At 48.5% G+C, this 1,080-nt stretch carries 2 pseudogenes; both read right to left on the reverse strand.

Annotated features, from left to right (window positions below):
- Window positions 1-930: pseudogene (gene vmeK / locus R8269_RS25935) on the reverse strand (multidrug efflux RND transporter permease subunit VmeK); the annotation flags it as partial.
- Between the two features lie 9 nt (window positions 931-939).
- Window positions 940-1,080: pseudogene (locus tag R8269_RS25940) on the reverse strand (efflux RND transporter periplasmic adaptor subunit); the annotation flags it as partial.

Genomic DNA, 1,080 nt, shown 5'->3' on the forward strand with positions numbered 1-1,080 from the left:
TGCACGCAGTTGCCCTTGAGCAATCACCTCTTTAACTAACGCGACAGTTTCAATAATGTTCTCGCCAGCACGCTTTTTCACGTCAAGCACAATGGCAGGCTCACCATCCAAGCGCGCAAAGCTTTCCGGATCACGAAACGCTCGGCGAACTGTGGCCACATCACCAAAGGTGATCACTTCTTTGCCATTCACTTTGATAGGCAATTCGAGAACATCTTTCAGAGAATCAAACACCGACGGAACTTTGACCGAAAAGCGCCCATATCCAGTATCGACAAAACCAGCCGCAACCACTCGGTTGTTTAGTGCGATCAAGTTATAGATATCGGCCTGATCCAATCCATAGCTTTCCATTAAAAGCGGATCGACCACGATCTCGACAATGTCTTCACGATCACCAGCAATATCGACTTCCAAGATCTGACGGAAGCTTTCTAATCTGTCACGCAACGTTCGTGCGATTTGAACAATGGTTCTCTCTGGCACCGTGCCATAAAGCACAACGGTTAAAACTGGCTCCTCTGAAGCAAAAGTAACTTCATTGACCGTCGGTTCATCACTGTCTGCAGGTAACTTAGGTTTCGCCAGATCGACCGCGTCGCGAACATCCGCCATCGCTTTATCGAGATCCACGCCAACGCTAAACTCCAAAGTGACTGAGGCGTGGCCTTCGGAGGCAACCGATGTCATCTCTTTCACCCCTTCAATTGAGCGCAGTTCTTGTTCGATAGGACGAACCAGTAAACGCTCAGCATCAGTTGGAGAAATACCTTGATGCCCCACAGAGACGTAAATGATAGGAATAGTGATATCGGGACTAGATTCTTTTGGGATGGTGACGTAAGTAATGACCCCTGCGATGAGGATCATCACCAACAAGGTCAACATCGTTCTTGATCGGGATAACGCAGCGTCAATTATGCTAAACATGCTGCCTCCCTATTTTTCGGCCGCATCGGCAGCGACATCACCGACTTTATTCGCAATCACGGTATCGCCATCACGAACAAACCCCTGTCCTAATACAATGATGTCCGCTTGCTCGCCAAGCCCTGATAACCAAACACCATCTTCTTCTGC

This window comes from Vibrio sp. Vb0667, assembly GCF_033391095.1.